This window comes from Alistipes finegoldii DSM 17242 (genome assembly GCF_000265365.1).
GTDB classification, from domain to species: domain Bacteria; phylum Bacteroidota; class Bacteroidia; order Bacteroidales; family Rikenellaceae; genus Alistipes; species Alistipes finegoldii.
Genome location: NC_018011.1, coordinates 1594672 through 1612411, shown reverse-complemented (window position 1 = coordinate 1612411; position 17740 = coordinate 1594672). Strand labels below are relative to the sequence as shown.

The window sequence follows — 17740 nt, the reverse complement described above, 5'->3', positions numbered from 1 at the left end:
TTTTACTTATTCTTCATCGACGATGCGTACGGCGCCCTTGTCGGCCGAGCTGACCAGCTTGGCGTAGGCGCGCAGCGACGCGGGGACTTTGCGGTCGCGTGCGGCGGGGCGAAAATACTCCTGAGCGGCCATCCGCGCGGCGATTTCGGCGTCGTCTGCCAGCAGGCGTATCGAGCGCTGCGGGATGTCGATCTCGATTTCATCGCCCGTCCGGACGACGGCGATTTCGCCCCCGGACGCGGCTTCGGGCGAGACGTGGCCGATCGACAGCCCCGACGTGCCGCCCGAAAAGCGGCCGTCGGTAATCAGCGCGCAGGCTTTGTCGAGGTGCTTGGATTTGAGGTACGACGTGGGGTAGAGCATCTCCTGCATGCCGGGACCTCCCTTGGGGCCTTCGTAGCGGATGACGACCGCCTCGCCCGCCTGCACTTCGTCGCCGAGAATGCCCTCGATAGCCTGTTCCTGCGATTCGTAGACCCGTGCGCGGCCGCGGAAAACGTGCAGCGACTCATCGACGCCCGCCGTCTTGACGATGCAGCCGTTGCGGGCGATGTTGCCCGTCAGCACGGCCAGTCCCCCGTCGCGGGAGTAGGCGTGTTCGACGTCGCGGATACAGCCCGTCGTGCGGTTTGCGTCGGGGGCGTCGTAATAGGAGTGCTGCGCCCCCAGTTCGCGGCTGTAAAGCCCCGCAGGGGCGCTCAGCCAGCGGCGCAGGGCCGCGTCGGTCAGCGTCTCGCTGCGCAGGTCGCAGGCGTCGATCGCTTCGCGGAGCGTCCGCCCGTCGATGCGCGGGACCGAGGTGTCGAGCAGGCCGGCGCGCGCCAGTTCGCCCAGAATGGAGAGGATGCCGCCTGCGCGGTTGACGTCCTGTATGTGATACTGCGAGTTGGGAGCCACCTTGCAGAGCACCGGAACCCGACGCGAAAGGCGGTCGATGTCCTGCATCGTGAAATCCACGCCGGCTTCGCGGGCCACGGCCAGCAGGTGGAGCACCGTGTTGGTCGAGCCGCCCATGGCGATGTCGAGCGACATGGCGTTCTCGAAGGAGGCTTTGGTCGCGACCGAACGCGGGAGCACCGATTCGTCGCCCAGAAAATAGTAGCGTTCGGCGTTGCGGACGATCAGCGCCGCGGCGTCTTCGAACAGCCGGCGTCGGTTGGCGTGCGTGGCGACGATCGTGCCGTTGCCCGGCAGCGAGAGTCCCAGCGCTTCGGTCAGGCAGTTCATCGAATTGGCCGTGAACATGCCCGAACACGAGCCGCAGCCGGGGCAGGCGCAGCGTTCGACGCGCGCGATCTGCTCGTCGCTGCAGGCTTCGTCGGCCGCCATGACCATCGCGTCGATCAGGTCGATGTCCCTCCCGTCGAATTTGCCCGCCTCCATCGGCCCTCCCGACACGAAGACCGTCGGGATGTTGAGCCGCATGGCGGCCATCAGCATTCCGGGGGTGATTTTGTCGCAGTTCGAGATGCAGACCAGCGCATCGACCTTGTGGGCGTTGGCCATGTATTCGACGCTGTCGGCGATGATCTCGCGCGAGGGCAGCGAGTAGAGCATGCCGTCGTGGCCCATGGCGATGCCGTCGTCTACGGCGATGGTGTTGAATTCCGCGGCGAAACATCCGCAGGCTTCGATGCGCTGCTTGACATACTGCCCGATTTCGTGCAGGTGGACGTGTCCCGGCACCAGCTGGGTGAACGAATTGGCGATGCCGACGACCGGCCGCCCGAACTGTTCTTCGCGCATGCCGTTGGCGCGCCAGAGGCTTCTGGCGCCGGCCATGCGGCGGCCCGTCGTCGTGACGGCGCTTCTGAGTGTGTGTTTCATCTTCTCTCGTTTTTCGGCATGTCCGCTTCCGGCGGCGGGGCCGGATGTCAAAAAAGCCTTTCTCCGTCGGAGAAAGGCTTTTTTATAATCTTTCGAATATACGCATCACCTTTCTCCCGTTATCCTGTAGTGACGACGAGCAGCAGATTAATGACGTTATTGTTCGAATGATTCAGAGCGGTCATGGCCGGATTTCTGTGTTTGTTCCGTTTCAAAGATAAGTATATAAAATCAGACGTACAAATAAATTCCTAAAGAAATTTAATAATGTGATATTCCGGAAGCAGATCGTTCTCTGTGGTTGCTGTTTTCAGGTCGTATTCCTCATTTGCTTACAATTTGAAACCGCGGTTTTTGGCCTTAAAACCTGTTTTAGGCCGATTTGTGCGGGATTTGTGGTCCTGTGTCTTTGTAATATATTACGGTTTTTATATTATTATAGGTGTATGCGGCCTTTTTGTGCTATTCATTTCGCTGTAAAACCCTTGCGGATTATTTGGAAAGCATCTTACAAATCGTTACCTGATTTGGATGTTAAATTTTTTTGTCTTATATTTGTCCCTGATGGATATGAAACGGAATCATACGATGTTCGGAGAGTGCGGGAACGCCTGCGCTCCGACGACGTATGCCGCCCTCTCCGTTATCTTCACGACTGCCGCTACTACAACCCCTGGGGGGGTTTAGTTTGTTTTTTCCGTCAGAAGCATCTCCGTATGCACACCCGGCCGAGGCTGCCGGGGCGGAAACCCGGATTTTCAGTCAAAGGCAGTTTAACTCAAAGAACATTTACCATGAAACATATCAAGGTTTTCGCCCCCGGAACGGTGGCGAATCTGGGCTGCGGTTTCGACATCATGGGCCTGGCGCTCGACGGCGTGGGCGACCGGATCGAGGTCGCCGCCGAAGCGGGTGCGAGCGGGCTTGCGATCCGCAACGAGAGCGGGAAGAGACTCCCCGAAAATCCCGAAGACAACGTCATAACCCCGGCCGTCGCAGCCATGCTCGAAGCGTACGGGAAGCCCGTGCGGGTCGAGGTTACGATTCTCGAAAAGATAGCTCCCGGAAGCGGCATCGGATCGAGCGCCGCCTCGTCGGCCGCCGCCGTCTACGGGCTGAACGAACTGCTGGGCCGCCCCTTTGCGGCGGAACGGCTGGTGGAGTTCGCCATGATGGGCGAAGCGCTGATCGGCGGCACGCCCCATGCCGACAACGTCGGGCCGGCCTTGCTGGGCGGCGTGGTGCTGATCCGCGGATACGGGCCGCTGGACATCATCCGCCTGCCGGTGCCCGACGACTTTTTCTACGCCGTGGCGCATCCCGACATTGTGGTCGGCACCAAAGAGGCGCGTGAGGTGCTGCCCCGCGAGATTCCGATGGCGCATGCCGTCACGCAGTGGGGCAACGTCGGCGGACTTGTCGCCGGACTGGCGCTGGGCGACGTGGCGCTGATCGGCCGCTCGATGCACGACGTCGTCGCGGAGCCTTACCGCAAGGGGTTCATTCCCGGTTACGACCGTTTGAAGGAGGGGGTGCTCTCCGAAGGTGCTCTGGCCATGAACATCGCCGGATCGGGACCTTCGGTCTTTGCGCTGGCCGCCGAAGGGTCGGTGTCGGAACGGGTCGCCGAGCGGATGAAGAGCCACTTCGCCGGGCTGGGAATCGGCTGCAACATCTATGCGGGCCGCGTGTCGAACTGCGGGGCGCGAATCGAAGACTAAGAAAAGACGAAAACCATGAAATACTACAGCACGAGAGACAAAGCACATGCACGGCCCTGTTCTCTGCGCGAAGCCGTCGAGGCGGGGCTGGCGCCCGACGGGGGACTGTTCGTCCCCGAACGTATTCCGCAGGCTGATATGGCGGTCGCGGAGCGGCTGGCCGGGGAATCCTATGCCGCATTGGCGGGGTATCTGGCCGCACTGTTCTTCGGCGAGGATATCGACGCCGGGATTTTGCAGCGCGAGATCGGCCGCATCTACGATTTTCAGGTTCCCCTGCGTCCGGTCGGCAGCCGCTATACGCTGGAGCTGTTCCACGGCCCGACGTTCGCGTTCAAGGACTTCGGCGCCGGATTCATGGGCCGCATGGTCGGCCTGCTGGGCGGCGCGGATGAAAAGCTGGTGATCCTGACGGCGACGTCGGGCGATACGGGCAGCGCCGTGGCGCACGGTTTCTACAACGTGCCGGGCGTCGAGGTGGTGCTGCTCTATCCCGAAGGGAAGATCAGCCGCCTGCAGGAGTGTCAGATGACCGCGCTCGGAGGCAATATCCATCCGCTGCGCGTGGGCGGAACCTTCGACGACTGCCAGCGGCTGGTCAAGGAGCTGTTCGCCGACAGCTCTTTCAGGGCCGCACACCGCGTATCGTCGGCCAATTCGATCAACCTGCTGCGGTGGATTCCGCAGGCGTTCTATTACTTCTACGGGTATTTCCGGTGGCGGCAGGCGGCGGGCGGCGAAAGTCCGGTGGTCGTGGTGCCGAGCGGCAACTACGGCAACCTCTCGGCCGGCATGCTGGCGCGCCGCATGGGGCTGCCCCTCGGCGGATTCGTCGCGGCGTCGAACGCCAACGACGTGGTGCCTGAATTCCTGCGGACGGGCGATTACCGTCCGCGGCCGTCGGTGCGGACGCTGGCCAATGCGATGGACGTCGGAGCGCCGAGCAACTTCGAGCGGATGATGTGGCTGTGCGGCGGCGATGCGGACGCCCTGCGCGGCGAATTGCTGGGGTTCCGGTGCGACGACGCCATGATCCGCCGTACGATCGACGGGCTGTACCGGAATTACGGTTATCTGTCCGATCCGCACAGCGCCGTGGGCTATGCGGCTTCCGTGGCCTGCGGCAGGCCGGGGTTTTACCTTTCGACGGCCCATCCGGCCAAGTTCGGCGAGGTCATTTCGCCCGTGACCGGGGCGAAGGTGCCGTTGCCTCCGCGCCTTGCGGAGCTGGTGAAGCGTCCGCGGGTTTCGGAGCCGATGGCGGTGGATCTTGGGGCGCTGGAGGAGTACGTCGCCGGAGTGTGAGATTCGCGGCGGTCCCCGCTGGTGTTTCGGTGCCGATGACGGGCGAATGACATGCCGGTGATTTGCCGGTGACGGTTCTACGGCAGGCGGATAGCGGGCGGCGCGATGGCGGAATCCGTCCCTTTCCGGAACTGTCCGCTGCAGCGAGACCGTGTTCCGGAACTGCGCGGCAGGGACTGGCGATGTCCGGTTACGGCCGGGCCGGTTTGGAGCCGAGCCGACTCCCGGCCCCGAAACGGCGGGAAGAATGGAATTGAAAAAGGGTTGCAACGCGGCGGTTGCAGCCCTTTTTTTGTGCGGGATTTCCGGGTTGCGTGCGGAATTCCCTTTTTGTGTGCGTGACTCTCCTTTTGCGTGCGGGGTTCCCGGCTAAATATGCGCAGCGATGAAATCCCCGACCTCGGAGGTCGAATAGCGCCGTTCGCCCTGTGCGGCGAGGTCTTCGGTGACGATCCCTTCGGTGAGCGCCCGGTTTACGGCGTCGCGGACGGCGCTCCCTTCGGCGGTCAGCCCCAGATGTTCGAGCAGCATGGCGGCCGAGAGGATCGCAGCCATCGGGTTGGCGATGTTTTTGCCTGCGGCCTGCGGATAGGAGCCGTGGATCGGCTCGAAAAGCGCGACTTCGGACCCCACGCTGGCCGACGGAAGCATGCCCAGCGACCCGCTGATGACGCTGGCTTCGTCGGTGAGGATGTCGCCGAACATGTTTTCGGTGACGATCACGTCGAAATGGGTCGGCTGGCGGATGATCTGCATCGCGGCGTTGTCCACGAACATGAAGTCCAGCTCCACTTCGGGGTATTGGGGTGCGAGCTGCTGGGCGATCTCGCGCCAGAAGCGCGAGGTTTCGAGGACGTTGGCCTTGTCGACTACCGTCAGGTGACGGCGGCGGCTCATGGCCAGCCGGAACGCCACGTGCAGCACGCGCTCGATCTCCTGCCGCGAGTAGGTGCAGGTGTCCACGGCCCGGTCGCCCCCTTCGTCGCGGCCCTGCGGCCGTCCGAAATAGATGCCGCCCGTCAGTTCGCGGACGCAGACGAAGTCGGTGCCCCGCACCACCTCGGCCTTGAGCGGCGAGCGGTCGGCCAGCGTGTCGAAGAGCGCGATGGGGCGCAGGTTGGCGAACAGTCCCAGCGACTTGCGCATGCGCAGCAGCCCCTGTTCGGGGCGTACCGGCGCTTTGGGGTCGTTGTCGTATTTGGGGTCGCCGATGGCGCCGAACAGCACGGCGTCGGCTTCGCGGCAGATTTTGTGCGTCTCCTCCGGGTAGGGATCCCCCGTGGCGTCGATGGCGCAGGCGCCCACCAGCGCTTCGCGGTAGGTGAAGTTGTGCGCATACTTCCGGGCGACGTGGTCCAGCGCCTTGACGGCTTGCGCGATGATCTCAGGACCGATGCCGTCGCCGGCTAAAAGGGCTATGTTAACATTCATGGTCGTTATAGTTTGTTTCGATTATGTTCAGCATTTTGATCGTCGCCTTGATAGCGGCTTCGGTCTGGTCGGCATCCAGACCGCGCGTTTTGAATACCTTGCCGCCCATTTCCCACGTGATGATGGTCTGCACGAAGGCGTCGGTGCGGCCGCCGGGCGGGATCGAGACGGTGTAGTTGCGCAGCATCGGGAACTCGCGCCGGAGCTGGTGCTCGTAGATTTGCCGCAGCGCCCGCATGAAGGCGTCGTACTGGCCGTCGCCGGCCGAGGTCTGCTCGTACTCCCGTCCGTTGATCTCGATCTTGAGCGAAGCCGCGGGATGCAGCCCCTGCGCCAGCGAAAGGCTGTAGTTGAGGATGCGGACCGGATTTTCGGCCAGATCGTAACGCAGTACGTCGGCAATGATGTAGGGCAGGTCCTCGGCGGTCACCAGCTCCTTCTTGTCGCTCAGCTCCACGACCCGTTCGGTCACCTTGCGCATCGAGGCTTCGTCGAGGTCGATGCCCAGCGTTTCGAGGTTCTTCATGATGTTGGCCTTGCCCGAAGTCTTGCCGAGGGCGTATTCGCGGACGCGGCCGAACCGTTCGGGAAGCAGTTCGTTGAAGTAGAGGTTGTTCTTGTTGTCGCCGTCGGCGTGGATGCCGGCGCACTGCGTGAAGACGCTTTCGCCGACGATCGGGCGGTTGGCGGGAATGCGGATGCCGGTGTAGGTCTCGACCATGCGGCTGACGTGGTTGATCTTCGTCTCGTCGATGCCGGTGGCGCGGTGCAGGCGGTCGTGCAGGACGGCGACCGTACTCGACAGCGGTGCGTTCCCGGCCCGCTCGCCCAGCCCGTTTACCGTGACGTGGACCCCGTGGAATCCGGCTTTCACGGCCGCGGCGGTATTGGCGACGGCCAGATCGTAGTCGTTGTGGGCGTGGAAGTCGAAGCGCAGGCGGGGATAGCGCCGCACCAGATCGCCGCAGAACCGTTCGGTGGCGTAGGGATCGAGCACGCCCAGCGTGTCGGGGCACATGAAACGCTGCACGGGGGCGTCGGCCAGTGCGTCGAGCATGGCGTAGACGTACTCCGGCGAATGCTGCATGCCGTTGGACCAGTCTTCCAGATAGATGTTTACCCGCATGCCCCGCGCGACGGCCTTGTCGATCGTAGCGCGGATGTCGCCGAGGTGCTCTTCGGGCGTGCGGCGGAGCTGCTCGCGGCAGTGCTTGAGCGACCCTTTGGTCAGCAGGTTCACAACGCGGCATCCGGCGTCGCCGAGCCAGTCGAGGGATATGCCGCCGTCGATGAATCCCAGCGCCTCGATGCGGTCCGAATAGCCTTTGGAGGCGGCCCACTCGGCGATGCGCCGCACGGCCTCCTGCTCGCCCTGCGAGACCCGCGCCGAAGCGATCTCGATGCGGCTGACGCGCAGTTCCTCCAGCAGCAGCCGGGCGATGGAGAGCTTTTCGCGGGCGTTGAACGAAACGCCCGACGTCTGCTCGCCGTCGCGCAGCGTGGTATCCATTATTTCGACCGGGGGAAGCATCGTCGCGGGGCTATTTTCGGGCCTCTTCGAACCGTCGGATCTGGTCGGAGATGCTGCACAGGTAATCCACGTCGTCGTAGCCGTTCTGCAGGCAGCGTTTCTTGTAGGCGTCGATCTCGAACCGCTCGCTGCGGCCCGTGGCTTCGGCGGTCAGCGTCTGCCCCTCCAGATCGACCGTGAAACGGGCCGCGGGATCGTCGTCTATGGCGGCGAAGATCGCTGCGAGGAAGTCGTCGCTCACCGTGATCGGCAGCAGACCGTTGTTGAGGGCGTTGTTGCGGAAGATGTCGGCGAAGAAACTCGACACCACGACGCGGAAGCCGTAGTCGGCGATGGCCCATGCGGCGTGTTCGCGCGAACTGCCGCACCCGAAGTTGCGGCCTGCGACCAGTATGCGGCCCCCGTAGCGGCTGTCGTTGAGCGGGAACGAAGCGACCTTCCGACCCTCGGCGTCGTAACGCCAGTCGCGGAAGAGGTTGTCGCCGAAGCCTTTGCGCTCGGTGGCTTTGAGAAAGCGCGCCGGGATGATCTGGTCGGTATCTATGTTTTCCGTGCGGACGGGCATCGCCCCCGACGTGAAAGTTTCGAATTTGGGTATGGACATTTTTCTTGACTTTTACATTTCAAACACCTTGCGCGGGTCTTCGATGCGCCCGCAGACGGCAGCGGCGGCGGCCGCCGCGATGCCCGAAAGCATCGTCCGTGCGCCCGGACCCTGACGCCCTTCGAAATTGCGGTTCGAGGTCGAAACGCAGTATTTGCCCGCCGGAATCTTGTCGGCGTTCATCGCCAGACAGGCCGAACAGCCCGGCTGGCGGAGTTCGAATCCCGCGTCGGCCAGAATCCGGTCCAGCCCCTCGGCCCTTGCGGCGGCTTCGACGCCTTTCGAGCCGGGGACGATCCACGCCGTTATGTTGTCGGCCTTGCGGCGGCCTTCGACCAGCCGTGCGAAAAGGCGCAGGTCCTCGATGCGGCCGTTGGTGCAGCTGCCGACGAAGACGTAATCGACGGGTTTGCCCTGCAGTGTTTCGCCGGATTCGAATCCCATGTATTTCAACGCCTTGTCGTCGGCGTCGGCGGGAATCGCCGCATCGACGGCCATCCCCATGCCGGGGTTGGTGCCGTAGGTGATCATCGGGGCGATGTCGGCGGCGTCGAAGCGGTATTCCTTGTCGAAAACCGCGTCGGCGTCGCTGTAAAGTTCGCGCCAGCGGGCCGCGGCCCGGTCGAAAGCGGCGCCCTGCGGCGCGCGTTCGCGGCCACGGAGGTAGTCGAACGTGGTCTGGTCGGGGGCGATCATGCCGCCCCGCGCCCCGCATTCGATGCTCATGTTGCAGACGGTCATGCGCCCCTCCATCGAGAGGGAGCGGATCGCTTCGCCGGCGAATTCGATGAAATAGCCCGTGCCGCCCGAAGCGGTCAGCCGGGAGATGATGTAGAGGATGATGTCCTTGGCTTCGACGCCCGGCCGAAGCGTCCCGTCCACGGTGATGCGCATGCTCCGCGGCTTGGACTGGATGATGCACTGGCTGGCGAAGACCATTTCGACCTCCGACGTCCCCACGCCGAACGCCACGGCGCCCAGCGCCCCGTGCGTCGAGGTGTGGCTGTCGCCGCAGACGATGGTCATGCCCGGCTGGGTGAAGCCCAGTTCGGGACCGATGATGTGCACGATGCCCTGCCGGGGGTCGCCCACGCCGAAATGCTCGATGCCGAACCGGGCGCAGTTGGCCGCCAGCGCTTCGACCTGCCGCCGCGATTCCGGCTCGGCGATCGGCAGGTGCTGGTCGACGGTGGGGATGTTGTGGTCGGCCGTCGCCGTGATCTGCGCCGGACGCGCCACGCCGATGCCGCGCCGTTCGAGTCCGGCGAAAGCCACGGGCGACGTCACCTCGTGGATGTACTGCCGGTCGATGTAGAGCACGCAGCGTCCCCCGTCTTCGGTGCGCACGGTGTGCGCATCCCATATTTTGTCCAGAAGAGTCTTTCCCATCTTACGCCTCCTTTTCCTTGCGTTCGGTTACGTTCAGTATGCGCAGCGCGTCGAGGAACGCTTCGATCGACGCCCGTGTGGTGTCGGTATGTGCGGCGAATCCGTGGACCGTGCGGCTGCCGCACTGCACCTGCACGTGTACGCGGCCCACGTCGTTCGACCCCTTGGTGATGGCCTGCATGAGGAACTCCGTGAGCACGACCTTCTCGTTGATGAGGGTCTTGATGGCCGAAACGGCCGCATCCACCGGACCGTTGCCCGTGGCGATGGCCATGCGCTCGTGGTCGCCGAACTTCAGCACCACGGTCGCCGTCGGAACGAGCGTTCCGGTGGTCACCTGCAGGAATTTGAGAGACAGGGACTGTTGTTTCATGCGGTCGATGTCGCCCACCAGATACAGCAGGTCGTAATCGTGGATCTCCTTCTTCCTGTCGGCCAGTTCGAGGAACTTGGCGTAGGTGTCGTCCAGCTCTTCCTGCGTGAGGTTGTAGCCGAGCAGTTCGAGCCGGTGCACGAGCGCCGCGCGGCCGCTGCGGGCCGTCAGGGCGATGACCGACTGGTTGAGCCCGACGTCCTGCGGGTCGATGATCTCGTAGGTCTGGCGGTCTTTCAGCACGCCGTCCTGATGGATGCCCGACGAGTGGGCGAAGGCGTTGCGGCCGACGATCGCCTTGTTGGGCTGTACGGGCATGTTCATCAGGCTCGACACGAGGTGCGAAGCCTTGGTGATGAGCTGTGCGTCGATGTTCGTATCGACGTTCAGCTCCTTGTGGCAGCGCAGGGTCATCACCACCTCTTCGAGCGAGGTGTTGCCCGCGCGTTCGCCGATGCCGTTGATCGTCACCTCGGCCTGCCGCGCGCCGTTGAGGATGCCGCTCAGGGTGTTGGCCGTGGCCATGCCCAGATCGTTGTGGCAGTGGGTCGAGATGATCGCCCGGTCGATGTTGGAGACGTGATCGACGAGGTATTTGATCTTCGCGCCGTACTCGCCGGGCAGGCAGTAGCCCGTGGTGTCGGGAATGTTGACCACCGTGGCGCCGGCCGCGATGACCGCTTCGATCACGCGGGCGAGGTATTCCGGATCGGCGCGCCCGGCGTCTTCGGCGTAGAACTCGACGTCCTCGACGTAGCGCTTGGCGTATTTCACCGCCTCGACGGCCGATTCGATGATCTTTTCGGGTGTCGAGCGCAGTTTGTCGTAGATATGCTGGGGCGATACGCCGATTCCGGTGTGTATGCGCTTGTGCTTGGCCAGTCGCAGGGCGTCGGCGGCGACGTCGATGTCTTTTTTCACGGCGCGGGTGAGCGCGCAGATCGTCGGGGCCGAAATGGCCTTCGAAATTTCAAGTACGGAGTTGAAGTCTCCGGGGCTGGAAATCGGGAATCCCGCTTCGATGATGTCCACGCCGAGACTTTCGAGGAGCTTGGCGACTTCGATCTTCTCGGTGGTGTTCAACTGACAGCCCGGCACCTGCTCGCCGTCGCGGAGCGTGGTGTCGAAAATAAAAAGTTTTTCGCACATAATAGGACTTGATCTAACTAACCTTGGCAACAAATATATTAAAAATATTTCCGAATCCCTTCATTCTGCGCAAGTTTCGTTTGCCGCGCCGCCCGCGCCGGAGTGCGTTCGGGCGGGGTTTTCATTACAGATTCGGCGCCGGGGGAGAGCATCCGGCGAAAGTCCGGCGGCTTTGGGCCGGGAGCGCTTACGGATTATAACCTTTCGGAATTTGTCGCACGGCCGCCGATTTGTTGCGGGAAATCTCTTCCGAAGGCCGGATTCGAGCCGGAAGCGGGGAAAAACGACGGGCCGCTCCCCGAAGAGCGGCCCGTTTCCGTAAATACGCTTATGGTTGTTGGCATTTACTTTCTGCGCTGGATGTTGTCGGAGACGGTTTCGACCGTGCAGGGACCGCCGTACGTCACTTTGGCGGCTGTCGAAGCGTTGATTTTCAGACGGCCCGAACACCAGACGTCGGCTTTGGCGTAGTTCGACACCGTCAGGTCGTAATCCGAGACCCGCAGTTCGGGGGCCGAGAAATTCGCGCCCGACGAGACCCGGACCGTGGCGTCGGCGACCTGCGCCGCGCCTTTCAGGTAGATTTTGCCGTAGCTTCCGACGCTCGCTTCGAGCGAACTGCCGCTGAATGTCCCGTTGAACGAGCCGCCGCTGCTGACGGTCAGCTTCGCCTGCCGGGCGTTTACCGTCACCGTGCCGGAGAATTTGGCGTAGCTGTCGATGCGCATCGTCAGCGCGTCGGCGGTCAGCGTACTGCCGACGCTGGCGCCGCTGCTGACCTCGACCGTGAGGTCGGAGGCTTTGATGTCGTTCGAGAATTTGGCGTAACTGCCCACTGTCAGTTTGCAGCTGTTGCGGCACTCCACGGGAGCCTGCGCCGATCCGTAGCTCGAAATCCGCAGCTCGCCGTCGCTGCAGCGCACCGAGCCTGCGAATTTGCCGTAGCTCGACACGTCGAGTTTCGCGGCGCCGGGCGTGTCGATGTCGGCGCTCACCGATCCGTAGCTCGATACGGAGACCGAAACCGACGGACCTTTCAGCGGCATTTTGCAGTTCACCTTGCCGTAGGAGCCTGCCGATATTTCGCGCAGCGAGGCCGATGCGGGAACGGTGACCGAGACCGAGATGTTTTCCGTGCTGTTGGCGTTGACGCGGAATTTCAGCTTCCCGCCGTCGCGCTCCAGCACCAGATAGTCGATGACGTTGTCGTCGGCCGTCACGCTGATGGTTTTGGCCGCGGGGCTGACGGTGATGTCGAAGAACGCCGCGGCCGAGATGCCCGTGTAGTCGCCCGCCTTGCCCCAGTCCTGCGTCACCATGCGTCCGCTGCCTTTGAGCCGTCCGCTGCGGGTGCGGCTGCTCCGGTCGAAGGCGGCCCGCTTGATGTTGGTGCCGATCTCGCCTTCGGTGTTGTAGAGCCGGCGGATCTGCTCGGCGGTGAGCACGGCGGCGAATTTGTCCACATAGTCGCGCTTGACCTGCGCCGTGGCGGCGATGTTCGAGAGTTTGGCCTTCAGGCTGTTTTTCTGCGTGGCTTCGTCGGCGCCGGAAGCGCCGGCACGGGCGTCGACGGCTTTGTCGAGCGCTTCGCGGTAGGCCTTGTAGATCGGCTCGAACTCCCTGCGCTGGCGGGTGCTCAGCCCCAGCTCGCGGACGATCTGTTCGCGGGCCGCCTTGTTCAGCTCTTCGAGCGACTGGTTGGCCAAGTCGATGCGTTCCGCCGCATCGATGGCCTGCCGGGCTTCGGCCGCGGCGCGCGCGATTTCACGGTCGGAGAGCTCCGTCGCACGGCGCGCTTCGGCCACGGCGCGTTCGATCTCCCGGCCGGTCGCCTCCATGGTCCGCCGGGCTTCGGCCATGGCGCGTTCCAGTTCGCCGGAGGAGACGCTCCCCGCGGCGTTCGTCGCTGTGCGGGCCTCGGCCAGCAGTTGTTCCGATTCGTTGCAGGCCGGTGCGGTGTTTCCCGTCAGGGCGAACAGCAGGGTGCAGAGGAAAAGCAGGATATGTTTCATAGCTGAAATGTTTTTAGAGTTGCTGGTTGTAAAGGATGTCGTCGTAATTCTCCGCGGCGGCCTGACGCAGCGTCTCGGCCGGGGTCGTGGCGAGCATCTGTTCGAGGTCCGGGGCCGGTGTGTCGGCCCTGCGGGTGCGGTATTCGGTAACGAGCAGGCCCATGACGAGCACGGCAGCCGCCGCGGCGGCCGTCAGGCAGTATCTGCGGACGGTCCGGGGAGGTGATGCCGGGCGGCGGGAGGTCCGGCTGAGGATGCGCTCGTGCAGCGCTTCGAGACTCTGCGGCGGGATGCGGTAAGGCATTTCCCGGCCGCTGTTTTCAAATTCACGGTTCATATTTCCTGCGTTAGTTTTTCTTTCAGTTTCTGTACTGCATAGTGGTAATTGACCTTGAGCGTCTGTTCGCGCTGTCCCAGCACGCGGGCTATCTGTCCGTAGGACATCCCGTCGTAATAGCGGAGGTTGAAGACCAGACGCTGCTTGAGCGGCAGTTCCAGCACGGCCTGCTGGAAACGCACCTGCATTTGGTCGGCGTCCTCGCCGCACTCTTCCGCCACGCGGCCCGCCAGTGTCCGGCTCACTTCGTCGAGCGAGGCGAACAGTCCCGTTTTGCGCCGTCGGAGCAGCGTCAGGGCCGTGTTCGTGGCGATGCGGTAGAGCCATGCCCCCATCTCGTCGCTCCCGCCCCGGAAGGTGCCGATCCTGTCGTATGCCCGGACGAAGGTCTCCTGCACCACGTCCTCGGCGTCTTCGTGGACCACCACCAGCCGCCGCGCATGCCAGTAAAGTGGACGGAGGTACGCCCCGACCAGCCGGTCGAAGGCCCCGTGCCGGACGCCGGGGTCGCGCAGCGCCGCAAGCTCTTCTGCCGATATGTCGCGGGTCGTCTCCATGAGGGTTTGTCAATAAGACGCATCAAAGGTGCGAAAGTTAAATCCGAATCCGAAATTTTTCTGCTCCGAGGGCGAATTTTCCGCGTCCGGTTTTTGATTCTTGATAATTTGGCTTATCTTTGCGCTCCGAAACAGGCGGAATTGGGGCGCGGCCCGCGAGGTCTCGCTGAGAACCGCCCAAGGTAACACATTAAAAACAAATTGCAATGAAAACCATTTCTGTAAAGGCCGTAAAGCGTGAAGAGTACGGCAAGAAAGCAGCCAAGGCCGTACGCCGCGAGGGCATGGTTCCCTGCGTACTGTCGGGCCACGGCGAGTCGGTCGCCTTCTCGGTGGACCCCCGCGAGATCAAACCCCTGATCTACACCCCCAACTCCTACATCGTCGAGTTCGATTTCGACGGCAAGAAGGAGCAGGCCGTGCTGCGTGAGGCTCAGTTCCACCCCGTCCGCGAGCAGATCCTGCACCTCGACTTCTACCGTATCGCCGACGGCAAGCCCGTTTCGATCGCGATTCCGGTACGCCTGACGGGTAACGCCGAGGGTGTGAAGGTCGGCGGTAAGCTGGCTCTGTCGGCCCGCAAGCTGGTCGTCAGCGCGCTGGTCGAGAACCTGCCCGACGAACTGGTCGTAGACGTGACCACGCTGGGCGTCGGCAAGACGATCTTCGTGGGCGACCTCAAGTTCGAGAACCTGAAATTCGTTACTCCCGCAACCACCGCTGTCTGCGCCGTTCGCGTAACCCGTGCTTCGCGCGGCGCTGCGGCTCAGGATTAGTCGGTAGCGTATGAAATATCTTATTGTTGGGCTGGGAAATATCGGCGCCGAATATGCCGGGACCCGACACAACATCGGATTCAATGTGTTGGACGCCCTCGCAGAGGCGTCCAACGCTGTTTTTACCACGGCGCGTTACGGCGATGTGGCCCAAGTGAAACACAAGGGCCGCACGCTGATTCTGCTCAAACCCTCGACCTATATGAATCTTTCGGGCAAGGCCGTCCGCTATTGGATGGAGGCCGAAAAGGTCGCCCCGGAGAATCTGCTGGTCGTTTCGGACGATATCGCACTGCCGTTCGGTACGCTGCGGCTGCGCCCGAAGGGGAGCGCCGGAGGGCATAACGGCTTGAAGAATATCGCCGAACTCTTGGGAACGGAGAATTTCGCCCGGATGCGCTTCGGCGTGGGCGGCGACTTCCCGAAGGGGCATCAGGTCGATTACGTGCTGGGCGAGTGGAGCGAAGAGGACCGGAAGGCGATGCCTGAACGGCTCAAAGTCTTCTGCGACGCGATTCTGTCGTTCGCCACGATCGGCATGGAACGGACGATGAACTTCTTCAACAAGAAGTAGCCGAAAACAAGAATAGATGCCTGCCGGCATATGAAACGGGAAACCGGGCTTTCGTGCTTGCACGGAAAGGCCCGGTTTTTCGTTTTTGTGTATTCCGCAGGAATCTTGTCGTTTTCGGCAGTTTCGCCGTGGAAATCGCGCCGTGCGGTGTGGACACGGCGAATGCGGCGTGATTTCGGGGGCGGAGCGTCGGGCGGTTGGCGGAATGGCCGGCCTGCCGCCTTCGGGCGGCGTCTTGGGCGGCGGATAGCCGTTGCCGGCATGTCGCGGCCCCGCAGCGGGGTGTGCGCCTACTCCTCGTCGTAATAGAGTTCGTCCATCAGGCCGTCCAGCTCGCGGCGCTCCTTCTTGGTGGGGCGGCCCGTGCCGCGGTCGCGGAATACGAAGACGGTCTCGCGCGGAACGTTGAGTTTGTCCAGCTCCTCCTGCGGCGTGACGTTGAGGCAGTACAGGGAAACGTTCTTGGCCGGCTGGCGGCTCGACACGAGGTCGAGGACCTTGTAGGAATAGGTCACCTGCATCCGGCGTACGGCGATCACGTCGCCGATCTTGACTTCGCGTGAAGGTTTGGCGTAGGCGCCGTTCACGGTCACCTTGTTGTTGCGGACGGCGTCTGCGGCGTCGCTGCGGGTCTTGAACACCCGCACGGCCCAGAGGTATTTGTCCAGTCTGATGTCGTCCATAGGTCGTTACTTTTCATAAATGGATTCGCTGCGGGGCGTGTCGTGCGACTGTTCGTCGTTCTGACGGCTGACGCTGAGGATCATGCCCAGAGCGATGGTGGTGAAGAGCGTCGAGGAGCCGCCGCGCGAAATCAGGGGCAGCGTCTGCCCCGTTTCGGGGATCAGGTTTACCGTCACCATGATGTGCAGCAGCGCCTGACAGGTTATCAGCAGCGCCAGTCCCAGCACCAGCAGTCCCGGAAAGGCCGTGCCGCACCGCCGGAAGATTTCGATTCCGCGGAAGAAGATCCACAGATAGAGCATCAGCAGCGCGATGGCCAGCACGATGCCGTACTCCTCGACGAAGAAGGCGTAGGCGTAGTCGCTTTCGGGGTGGATCATCTCCACGCGCATGGCGCTCTGTCCGGCTCCCTCACCGAAGATGCCGCCGTTGTAGATGGCGATCATCGAACGCTCGGTGTCGGTGAGGTGTTCGATCGGCTTGTCGGTCTGCGAACGGGTCCAGAGGTGTATCCATGTCGAGACGCGCCCTTCGGCGGTTTCGCTGCGGCCGAGGTTGAGCGTCATAATGAGGACGATGCCCACGCAGGCCAGCCCGACGAGCTTCATCAGTTCGCCGAAACGGACGCGCCCGATGAGCATCATCACCCACGAGGCGAGGAACACCAGCACGGCCGACGAGGTGTGGGCCGGGAAGATCACGGTGCACGAGACGACCACGGGCATCAGGATCGGCCATGTCCCTTCGCGCCAGATGCGGCGCTGTTCGCGCGACGAACGCCATGTCCAGAACCTGAGCGACGGCACGATGCGGATTTTGTCGATCTTCGACTGGCGTCCCGCCAGCTGGCTGGCGAGGAAGAGCACTGTGGCGACCTTCAGCGCTTCGGAGGGCTGGAACTGGAAGGGTCCCAGCGGAATCCAGCGGGCGGCGCCGTTGGTCGTGGCGCCGATGAAGTAGACGGCGACGGTCAGCAGGACCGAAAGGATGTAGACGGGGCGCGAAAAGAGGTTGTAGATGCGGCAGTTGATCTTCTGCACGGCGACCATCACGACGAGACTGACGATCAGGATCATCAGCTGCTGGCGCAGGAAATGCGCCGTGGTGCGGGCCGTGTGGGCGTCGTAAGCCATTTTGGCCGTCGAGGAGTAGACCACCAGCACCGAAACCACCGCCAGCACCGCGATGATGATCCACAACACGCGGTCGCCCGTGAAAAGCCTGAATTTGGGCTTTTCGGCCGTTTCGCCGCACGCGTTCGCCGCCTGCGGGTTTTCCTCGTCCGCAGCGGTCCCGTACTCGGCTCCGGATCGGCTCTTGCCCCGGCCGCCCCGCCCCTCGCTACCGTGCGGAGCAGTCTCTGCGGCCGCCGCTCCGGCCGTGCGCGGAGCGTTCCCGGCCGTTTCCGACCAAGGTTCCTGCGCCTGCTGCGCGCCCTGTGTCTGTTTCCGTTCGCCGAATTTCATCGCC

The 17740-nt window shown here is 63.0% G+C and carries 15 protein-coding genes; 4 read left to right on the top strand and 11 right to left on the bottom strand.

Annotated elements, in window-relative coordinates; genetic code table 11:
* Positions 1-6 precede the first annotated feature (6 nt).
* Positions 7-1827: a dihydroxy-acid dehydratase gene (gene ilvD / locus ALFI_RS07140; protein ID WP_014775325.1), complete on the bottom strand. Its 1821-nt coding sequence runs from the start codon at positions 1825-1827 to the stop codon at positions 7-9.
* A 794-nt stretch (positions 1828-2621) separates the two neighbouring features.
* On the opposite strand from ilvD, the gene ALFI_RS07135 reads away from it, so the two are divergent.
* Positions 2622-3548: a homoserine kinase gene (locus ALFI_RS07135; RefSeq protein ID WP_014775324.1), complete on the top strand. Its 927-nt coding sequence runs from the start codon at positions 2622-2624 to the stop codon at positions 3546-3548.
* Positions 3549-3563: 15 nt separating this feature from the next.
* On the top strand, positions 3564-4853 hold the full coding sequence (gene thrC / locus ALFI_RS07130) for a threonine synthase (RefSeq protein WP_014775323.1): 1290 nt from the start codon (positions 3564-3566) through the stop codon (positions 4851-4853).
* Positions 4854-5222: 369 nt separating this feature from the next.
* Here thrC and leuB read toward each other — a convergent pair whose 3' ends face one another.
* The 8 genes from leuB to ALFI_RS07090 all read right to left on the bottom strand — a co-directional run bounded on the left by leuB (position 5223) and on the right by ALFI_RS07090 (position 14236).
* Positions 5223-6284 carry a 3-isopropylmalate dehydrogenase gene (gene leuB, locus ALFI_RS07125; RefSeq protein WP_009599112.1) on the bottom strand — a complete coding sequence of 354 codons (1062 nt, stop codon included), beginning with the start codon at positions 6282-6284 and terminating at the stop codon, positions 5223-5225.
* A complete protein-coding gene (locus ALFI_RS07120; RefSeq protein WP_009599096.1) occupies positions 6274-7815 on the bottom strand; it encodes an alpha-isopropylmalate synthase regulatory domain-containing protein in 1542 nt (513 codons plus the stop codon). The genes leuB and ALFI_RS07120 overlap by 11 nt, the downstream gene beginning before the upstream one ends.
* 10 nt (positions 7816-7825) lie before the next feature.
* Positions 7826-8419: a 3-isopropylmalate dehydratase small subunit gene (leuD, locus tag ALFI_RS07115; protein WP_014775322.1), complete on the bottom strand. Its 594-nt coding sequence runs from the start codon at positions 8417-8419 to the stop codon at positions 7826-7828.
* Between the two features lie 12 nt (positions 8420-8431).
* Positions 8432-9808 (bottom strand): 3-isopropylmalate dehydratase large subunit, encoded by a 1377-nt coding sequence (gene leuC, locus ALFI_RS07110; protein ID WP_014775321.1) that lies wholly within the window; start codon positions 9806-9808, stop codon positions 8432-8434.
* Position 9809: 1 nt separating this feature from the next.
* Positions 9810-11330 (bottom strand): 2-isopropylmalate synthase, encoded by a 1521-nt coding sequence (locus tag ALFI_RS07105; protein ID WP_014775320.1) that lies wholly within the window; start codon positions 11328-11330, stop codon positions 9810-9812.
* A gap of 344 nt (positions 11331-11674) precedes the next feature.
* Entirely contained in the window at positions 11675-13342 is a 1668-nt protein-coding gene (locus ALFI_RS07100; RefSeq protein ID WP_014775319.1) for a GIN domain-containing protein, read from the bottom strand.
* 13 nt (positions 13343-13355) lie between these two features.
* Positions 13356-13679, bottom strand: a complete 324-nt coding sequence (locus ALFI_RS07095; protein WP_014775318.1) for a hypothetical protein — start codon at positions 13677-13679, stop codon at positions 13356-13358.
* Complete coding sequence (locus ALFI_RS07090) at positions 13676-14236, bottom strand: RNA polymerase sigma factor (RefSeq protein ID WP_014775317.1); 561 nt, start codon at positions 14234-14236, stop codon at positions 13676-13678. The genes ALFI_RS07095 and ALFI_RS07090 overlap by 4 nt, the downstream gene beginning before the upstream one ends.
* Before the next feature lie 206 nt (positions 14237-14442).
* Here ALFI_RS07090 and ALFI_RS07080 point away from each other — a divergent pair, with 206 nt between their 5' ends.
* Together ALFI_RS07080 and pth are read left to right on the top strand one after the other, a co-directional pair.
* A complete protein-coding gene (locus ALFI_RS07080) occupies positions 14443-15012 on the top strand; it encodes a 50S ribosomal protein L25/general stress protein Ctc (RefSeq protein WP_009599152.1) in 570 nt (189 codons plus the stop codon).
* A gap of 10 nt (positions 15013-15022) precedes the next feature.
* The gene (gene pth / locus ALFI_RS07075) at positions 15023-15586 is read left to right on the top strand and encodes an aminoacyl-tRNA hydrolase (RefSeq protein WP_014775316.1); all 564 of its coding nucleotides are present in this window, start codon (positions 15023-15025) and stop codon (positions 15584-15586) included.
* Positions 15587-15876: 290 nt separating this feature from the next.
* On the opposite strand, the gene ALFI_RS07070 is transcribed toward pth, so the two are convergent.
* A complete protein-coding gene (locus ALFI_RS07070) occupies positions 15877-16269 on the bottom strand; it encodes an RNA-binding S4 domain-containing protein (RefSeq protein ID WP_009599111.1) in 393 nt (130 codons plus the stop codon).
* A 6-nt stretch (positions 16270-16275) separates the two neighbouring features.
* On the bottom strand, positions 16276-17736 hold the full coding sequence (locus ALFI_RS07065; RefSeq protein WP_009599084.1) for an FtsW/RodA/SpoVE family cell cycle protein: 1461 nt from the start codon (positions 17734-17736) through the stop codon (positions 16276-16278).
* Between the last annotated feature and the right edge of the window lie 4 nt (positions 17737-17740).

Excerpts from the sequence above, each read along its gene's own strand:
- ALFI_RS07100 (WP_014775319.1), bottom strand. The coding sequence starts at position 13,342 with ATGAAACATATCCTGCTTTTCCTCTGCACCCTGCTGTTCGCCCTGACG.
- ALFI_RS07095 (WP_014775318.1), bottom strand. The coding sequence starts at position 13,679 with ATGAACCGTGAATTTGAAAACAGCGGCCGGGAAATGCCTTACCGCATC.
- leuB (WP_009599112.1), bottom strand. The coding sequence starts at position 6,284 with ATGAATGTTAACATAGCCCTTTTAGCCGGCGACGGCATCGGTCCTGAG.
- leuC (WP_014775321.1), bottom strand. The coding sequence starts at position 9,808 with ATGGGAAAGACTCTTCTGGACAAAATATGGGATGCGCACACCGTGCGC.
- ALFI_RS07120 (WP_009599096.1), bottom strand. The coding sequence starts at position 7,815 with ATGCTTCCCCCGGTCGAAATAATGGATACCACGCTGCGCGACGGCGAG.
- ALFI_RS07105 (WP_014775320.1), bottom strand. The coding sequence starts at position 11,330 with ATGTGCGAAAAACTTTTTATTTTCGACACCACGCTCCGCGACGGCGAG.
- ALFI_RS07090 (WP_014775317.1), bottom strand. The coding sequence starts at position 14,236 with ATGGAGACGACCCGCGACATATCGGCAGAAGAGCTTGCGGCGCTGCGC.
- ALFI_RS07135 (WP_014775324.1), top strand. The coding sequence starts at position 2,622 with ATGAAACATATCAAGGTTTTCGCCCCCGGAACGGTGGCGAATCTGGGC.
- leuD (WP_014775322.1), bottom strand. The coding sequence starts at position 8,419 with ATGTCCATACCCAAATTCGAAACTTTCACGTCGGGGGCGATGCCCGTC.
- thrC (WP_014775323.1), top strand. The coding sequence starts at position 3,564 with ATGAAATACTACAGCACGAGAGACAAAGCACATGCACGGCCCTGTTCT.
- pth (WP_014775316.1), top strand. The coding sequence starts at position 15,023 with ATGAAATATCTTATTGTTGGGCTGGGAAATATCGGCGCCGAATATGCC.
- ALFI_RS07065 (WP_009599084.1), bottom strand. The coding sequence starts at position 17,736 with ATGAAATTCGGCGAACGGAAACAGACACAGGGCGCGCAGCAGGCGCAG.
- ALFI_RS07070 (WP_009599111.1), bottom strand. The coding sequence starts at position 16,269 with ATGGACGACATCAGACTGGACAAATACCTCTGGGCCGTGCGGGTGTTC.
- ALFI_RS07080 (WP_009599152.1), top strand. The coding sequence starts at position 14,443 with ATGAAAACCATTTCTGTAAAGGCCGTAAAGCGTGAAGAGTACGGCAAG.
- ilvD (WP_014775325.1), bottom strand. The coding sequence starts at position 1,827 with ATGAAACACACACTCAGAAGCGCCGTCACGACGACGGGCCGCCGCATG.